This window comes from Streptomyces sp. ISL-12, assembly GCF_018614415.1.
Classification (GTDB): Bacteria; Actinomycetota; Actinomycetes; order Streptomycetales; family Streptomycetaceae; genus Streptomyces.
The window spans coordinates 1-5,908 of the sequence record NZ_JAGGOO010000204.1 but is presented as its reverse complement, the minus strand read 5'-3'; the positions used below and the strand labels follow the sequence as shown (position 1 = coordinate 5,908).

The 5,908-nt window shown below is 71.7% G+C and carries 5 protein-coding genes and 1 pseudogene; all 6 read left to right on the top strand.

Annotated features, from left to right (window positions below):
- Positions 1 to 72 precede the first annotated feature (72 nt).
- A complete protein-coding gene (locus J7I94_RS37570; protein ID WP_215174814.1) occupies positions 73 to 495 on the top strand; it encodes a phage tail protein in 423 nt (140 codons plus the stop codon).
- 62 nt (positions 496 to 557) lie between these two features.
- Entirely contained in the window at positions 558 to 1,277 is a 720-nt protein-coding gene (locus J7I94_RS37565; protein WP_215174813.1) for a LysM peptidoglycan-binding domain-containing protein, read from the top strand.
- Positions 1,277 to 3,199 carry a VgrG-related protein gene (locus tag J7I94_RS37560; RefSeq protein ID WP_215174810.1) on the top strand — a complete coding sequence of 641 codons (1,923 nt, stop codon included), beginning with the start codon at positions 1,277 to 1,279 and terminating at the stop codon, positions 3,197 to 3,199. The genes J7I94_RS37565 and J7I94_RS37560 overlap by 1 nt, the downstream gene beginning before the upstream one ends.
- Positions 3,200 to 3,230: 31 nt before the next feature.
- Positions 3,231 to 3,683: a GPW/gp25 family protein gene (locus J7I94_RS37555; protein WP_215174808.1), complete on the top strand. Its 453-nt coding sequence runs from the start codon at positions 3,231 to 3,233 to the stop codon at positions 3,681 to 3,683.
- Positions 3,683 to 5,641 (top strand): putative baseplate assembly protein, encoded by a 1,959-nt coding sequence (locus J7I94_RS37550; protein ID WP_215174806.1) that lies wholly within the window; start codon positions 3,683 to 3,685, stop codon positions 5,639 to 5,641. The genes J7I94_RS37555 and J7I94_RS37550 overlap by 1 nt, the downstream gene beginning before the upstream one ends.
- Positions 5,638 to 5,908: pseudogene (locus tag J7I94_RS37545) on the top strand (phage tail protein); the annotation flags it as partial. The gene J7I94_RS37550 and the pseudogene J7I94_RS37545, both read left to right, overlap by 4 nt.

The window sequence follows — 5,908 nt, the reverse complement described above, 5'->3', positions numbered from 1 at the left end:
CCCGCCGAAACCGTCCGACCGCCCCGCCCGCCCCCGCCGCCCCGACGCTTCCGACAGAAAGGCCGACCCCCGATGCCCCGCCAGGACCCGGGTTCCACCATCTGGTTCTCCCTCTCGATCGACGGCCAGAGCCTGGGCTACTGGAACGGGTGCGACGGCCTGTCGTCCCAGGTCGAGGTCGAGCAGCGCCAGGAGGGCGGCAACAACGGCTTCGTCTGGCAGCTGCCGACCCGCGTGACCTTCTCCAACATCCGGCTGACCCGTCCGATCACCCCGGACACCGCGAAGGTCGCCAAGTGGATCTCCTCCGTGCAGACCGGTATCAAGCGGCCCACCGGCACGATCGTGGCCCGGCGCGCGGACGGTTCGGAGGTCGCCCGCTGGGGGCTGCTGGACGTGCTGCCGGTCAGCTGGCAGGGACCGTCCTTCGACGCCGGCAGCCCGGCCGTCGCCACGGAGGTCCTGGAGATCGCCCACCACGGCTTCACCGACTGAACAGCCCGAGCGGAACCACCGGAACCACCGGAAGCAGCGGAACGAAAGGAGCGGCCCACCTCATGGCCAAAAGCAGCGGCGCCGGCAAGAGTCTCGTCCACGCCACCCTCGCCATCCACGAGCCGCCCGCCGGCGACAGCACCTCGCCGGGCGCCCTCATCGAGACCTTCACCTTCCAGTTCAACCCGGCGCAGCTGACCCTGTCCCGCCGCGCCGAGTGGAAGGAAGGCCACGCGGCCAGCACCCGCAACGCCGCCATACCCGAGTTCATGAGTCCGGTGGCCCGTGAGATGTCCGTGGAGATCTTCCTGGACTCCTCGGACGAGCCCAGCGGCAACAAGGTCCTCAAGCAGGTCGACCTCCTGCTGAAGTGCTGTGTGGTGACGAGCAAGAGCCTGGCCGACGACCGGCCCTCGCCGCCCTGGGTGGTCTTCCAGTGGGGTTCCTTCTCCACGGCCCGGTTCACCGCCTACGTCGGCTCCGTCGACGTCTCGTACACGCTGTTCGGGACCTCCGGCATCCCGATCCGCGCCACCTGCCAGCTCCAGCTGCACGAGCTGCCGCAGGCCACCGAGGGCCAGAACCCGACCTCGGGCGCGCTCACCGCCCAGCGCGTGCACCGCGTCGTCGCCGGCGACTCGCTCCAGTCGCTGGCCTGGCAGGAGTACGGCGACGCCTCCGCCTGGCGGGCCATCGCCGAGGCCAACGGGATCGACGACCCCGCGCGGCTGCCCACCGGCACCGACCTGCTCCTCCCCGCCACCGGAGAGGTGCACCGCTGATGCCGCCGCTGACGTATTCCAACATCATCAAGGTCAAGATCAACGGCGTCGAGCTGCGCAAGACGATCGCTCCGCTGCTGGTCGGGGGCTGGGTCGACCAGGGCGTCGGCGTCCCCGCCGCGTTCCGCCTCACCTTCCGCGACCCCAACCGGACCCTGCTGACCCGGCTCGGCGTCAACTTCGGCAGCAAGGTGGTCCTGACCCCCGTCGCCAACGGCAAGGGCGTCGCCGACCCGCTGCTGACCGGCGAGGTCACCGCCCTGGAGGCCGACTACGACGGCACCGGCTCCTTCACCGTGATCCGCGGCTACGACCTCGGCCACCGCCTGCTGCGCCAGCGCCGGGTGGCCGCGTACACCAACGAGACCGCCTCCTCGATCGTGCGGAAACTGGTCAAGCTCAACAGCGTGCCGGTCGGCCGCATCGAGTCGACGAAGACGCCGTACGAGTTCATCAGCCAGGGCAACGTCACCGACTGGGACTTCATCGCGCGGCTCGCCGACGAGAACGAGATGGTCATGTCCCTGGACGCCAAGGGCAAGTTCAACTTCGTCTCGCCCAAACCGTCCTCCGGCGCGCCCTCCCCGGAGACGGACGGTGACAAGAGCCCCTTCGTGCTCCAGGCACGGCACGACATCCTGCGGCTGCGCACCGCCGTCACCGCCGCCGACCAGGTCGCCAAGGTGGAGTCGCGGGGCTGGGACGTCAACCTCGCCAAGGAGATCGTCGCCACCGCCCCGGCCACCACCAACCCGGGCTTCGAGATCGGCGCCACCCCCGGCAGCGCGGCCCGCTTCTTCCCGCCGGCCAAGCTGGTGGAGACCGCCACGCCCTACGACAAGCAGGCCGAGGTCACCTACGCCGCGAAAGCCCTCGCCGACGACGTCACCTCCGCTTTCGCCGAACTGGAGGTCGCCGTCCGCGGCAACCCCAAGCTGCGGCCCGGCGTCCCGGTGGCGCTCGCCGACACCGGCAAGCCCTTCGAGGGCAAGTACACCGTCACCTCCGTCCGCCACAGCTTCGGCAGCGGCGAGCACTACGAGTCCGCGCTCACCGTCAGCGGACGCCAGTGGCGCTCCCTGTACGGCCTGGCCTCCGGCGGCACCGAGACCTCGCCCAAGCTGCCCAGCGTCGCCAACGCCGTCGTCACCGATGTCACCGACCCGCTCAAACGAGGCCGGGTCAAGCTCAAGTTCCCCTGGCTGGACGACACCTACGTCAGCGACTGGACGCGCTCGGTGCAGCTCGGCGGCAAGGGCGGCGGCGGCTTCTTCCCGATGGACGTCGGCGACGAGGTGCTCGTCGCCTTCGACCGGGGCGCCCTCGACCACCCCTTCGTCATCGGCGGGCTCTACAACGGCCGGGACCAGGAGACCAAGAACGACGTCCAGCTCTACGCGGGTGCCCGCAACCAGGCCAGCCGGCACACCATCTCGGACCGCACCGGCAACCGCGTCGACCTGCTCAGCGCCAAACTCGCCCGCAAGCAGGGCGTACGCATCCAGTCCGGCGACGACAAACTGGTCATCAACCTCGACCGGGCCAACACCGCGATCACCGTCGACAGCAAGGGCACCGTCAGCATCAAGGGCAGCCGCTCGGTGTCGGTGGACGCCGGCACCAGCATGACCCTGACCGCCGGACGCTCCCTGACCATCAAGAGCGGCGGCCCGCTCACCCTGCAGAGCGGCAGCCTGATCAACATGCGGGCCGCCACGCAGATCGGCGTCAACGCGGGAGCCGCCCTGAACCTGACGGCGGGCGCGGTCGCGAACCTGACCGGCGGGGCGATGACGAACATCACCGGCACCGCCGGCCTGAACCTCACCTCCCCCGTCCAGACCAGGGTCACGGGCGCCCAGTTCACGGTCATGTCCCCGATCTTCAAGGTGGCCACGATTCCCATACCGGGTGCGTCATGACCCGCAGTCCAGGAAGGCAGGTGGCCCGCTGATGGCCGAACAGTTCGTAGGCTCCGGCTGGTCGTTCCCGTTGCGCATCGGGCCGACCGGCGGCATCGCCCTGGTCAGCGGCGAGAAGGAGATCGAGGAGGCCATCCGGCTCGTCCTGTCGACCGCGCCGGGCGAACGGCCCATGCGCCCCGAGTTCGGCTGCGCCATCCACGACCTGGTCTTCGCCCCGGTCAACGAACAGACCGCCGGCCGCATCCAGCACGAGGTCTACCTCAGCCTGGACCGCTGGGAGCCGCGCATCGAGGTGCAGGACGTGGAGGTGTCGGTGGGCGCCGAGGAGAGCACCCTCCTCATCGACGTCCGCTACTCCATCCGCGGCACCAACAACCCGCGCAGCCTCGTCTTCCCGTTCTACGTCATCCCCTCCCACGAGGAACCGGGCACACCGGCACCGTCCGACGGCCCCGGCACCCTCCCCGAAAGCGACCGCTGATGCCCCTGCCCTCCCCGAACCTCGACGACCGCCGCTTCCAGCAGTTCGTCGACGACGCCAAGCGCTACATCCAGCAGCGCGCCCCGGAGTGGACCGACCACAACGTCTCCGACCCCGGCGTCACCCTCGTCGAGACGGTCGCGCACATGGCCGACCAGATCGTCTACCGGCTCAACCGGGTCCCGGAGAAGAACCACCTGGCCTTCCTGGACCTGGTCGGCATCACCCTCTTCCCGCCCACCGCGGCCCGCACCGACGTCACCTTCTGGCTGTCCGCGCCGCAGGAGGAGGCCGTCTCCGTACCGGTCGGCACCGAGGTCGCCACCCTGCGCACGGAGAACGAGGAAGCGGTCGTCTTCGCCGTCGACCGGGACCTGCGCATCGCCCCCAGCGCCCTGCGCCACCTGGTCGTCCAGCAGCGCGGCGAGGCCGTCGCCGACCGTACCCACGACCTCGCCGAGGGCACCGACATCCTGTGCTTCGCCGAGTCCCCGCGCCCCGGCGACTGCATGCTGCTCGGCCTCACCGCCGCCGTGCCGCACTGCGCCGTGGTCCTGGAACTCGACAGCCGCGTCGACGGCGTCGGCGTCGACCCCCGCCAGCCGCCCCTGGTCTGGGAGGCCTGGACCGAGGACGGCTGGCAGCCCTGCGAGGTCGACCGCGACGGCACCGGCGGCCTCAACCGCCCCGGCGAGATCGTCCTGCACGTCCCCGGCACCCACGTCCTCTCCCGCACCGGCGGCCACGAGGCCGGCTGGCTGCGCTGCCGCGTCACCGAACCGCTGCCCGACCAGCCCTTCTACACCACCTCCCCGACGGTCCGCTCCGCCGAGGCCTGCACCATCGGCGGCACCACCACCGCCATCCACGCCGAGACCGTCTACGACGAGGCACTCGGCGAGTCCACCGGCCTGCCCGGCCAGCGCCTGCGCCTGGAGCACGCCCCCGTCGTCGGCGACACCCCGCCCGTCCTGCTGCAGAGCGCCGAGCACGACGGCTGGGCCGACTGGGACGTCGTACCGCACTTCGCGGGCTCCCGCCCCGACGACCGGCACATCACCCTCGACACCACCACCGGCGAGATCGCCTTCGGCCCCTCCGTCCGCGAACCCGACGGCAGCCTGCGCCAGTACGGCATGGTCCCCCCGAAGGGCGCCGTGCTGCGCGCCCGCCGCTACCGCACCGGCGGCGGCCGGGCCGGCAACGTCGCCCGCGGCGCCGTACGGATCCTGCGCACCTCCATCCCGTTCGTCAGCGAGGTCGTCAACCGCGAGGCCGCCCGCGGCGGCGTCGACGGCGAGACCGTCGAGGAGGCGAAGGTCCGCGCCCCCATCACGCTGCGCGCCCAGGAACGCGCCGTCACCCTGCGCGACTACGAGGAACTCGCCCGCCGCGCCGCCCCGGAGACCGCCCGCATCACCTGCCTGGAGGGCGAGGAGAGCGAACACGGCGCCTACGCCGTCCGCGTCCTCGTCGTCCCCCAGGCCGTCCCCGACCCCGGCGGCCGGCTCCGCTTCGAACAGCTCGTCCCCGGCGACGCGCTGCTCGACCGCATCACCCGCTACCTCGACGAACGCCGCCTCATCGGCACCCGCCTGGCCGTCGGCCCGCCGTTCTACCAGGGCGTCACCGTCGTCGCCACGCTGCACGCCTTCCGCGCCGCCGACACCGACAAGGTGCGCCGCCAGGCCCACGACGCCCTCTACCGCCACCTCGACCCGCTCACCGGCGGCGCCGACGGCAAGGGCTGGCCCTTCGGCCGCCCCGTCCAGGCCGGCGAGATCTTCGCGGTGCTCCAGCGCGTCCCGGGCGTCGAACTCGTCGACGAGGTCATCCTGCACCCCGCCGACCCGCTGACCGGCAAGCGCGGCGACGCCACCGACCGCATCGACCTCAGCGCCCCGTCCCTGGTCTTCTCCTTCGACCACCGGGTCCGCGTGATCGGAGACGACCGGTGAGAGGCTCCGTCGACGGCCTCGGCTCCTCCGCGCCCATCGGCATGATGCTCCCGGCCGTCTTCGCCGACGACGACCTGGCGCTGCGGTTCGTCGGCGGCCTGGACGACGTCATGGCGCCGGTCCTCAACGTCCTGGACTGCCTGCACGCCTACTTCGTCCCGTCGCTGGCCCCCGCCGACTTCACCCGGTGGCTCGGCGACTGGATCGGCGCGGAGACCGACGGCGTGGAGACCGAGGACCGGCTGCGCGCCGCCGTCGCCGCCGCCG

What these genes read in the sequence shown, in the direction of transcription:
- J7I94_RS37570 (WP_215174814.1), top strand. Translation starts at nt 73, where the DNA reads ATGCCCCGCCAGGACCCGGGTTCCACCATCTGGTTCTCCCTCTCGATC.
- J7I94_RS37565 (WP_215174813.1), top strand. Translation starts at nt 558, where the DNA reads ATGGCCAAAAGCAGCGGCGCCGGCAAGAGTCTCGTCCACGCCACCCTC.
- J7I94_RS37560 (WP_215174810.1), top strand. Translation starts at nt 1,277, where the DNA reads ATGCCGCCGCTGACGTATTCCAACATCATCAAGGTCAAGATCAACGGC.
- J7I94_RS37555 (WP_215174808.1), top strand. Translation starts at nt 3,231, where the DNA reads ATGGCCGAACAGTTCGTAGGCTCCGGCTGGTCGTTCCCGTTGCGCATC.
- J7I94_RS37550 (WP_215174806.1), top strand. Translation starts at nt 3,683, where the DNA reads ATGCCCCTGCCCTCCCCGAACCTCGACGACCGCCGCTTCCAGCAGTTC.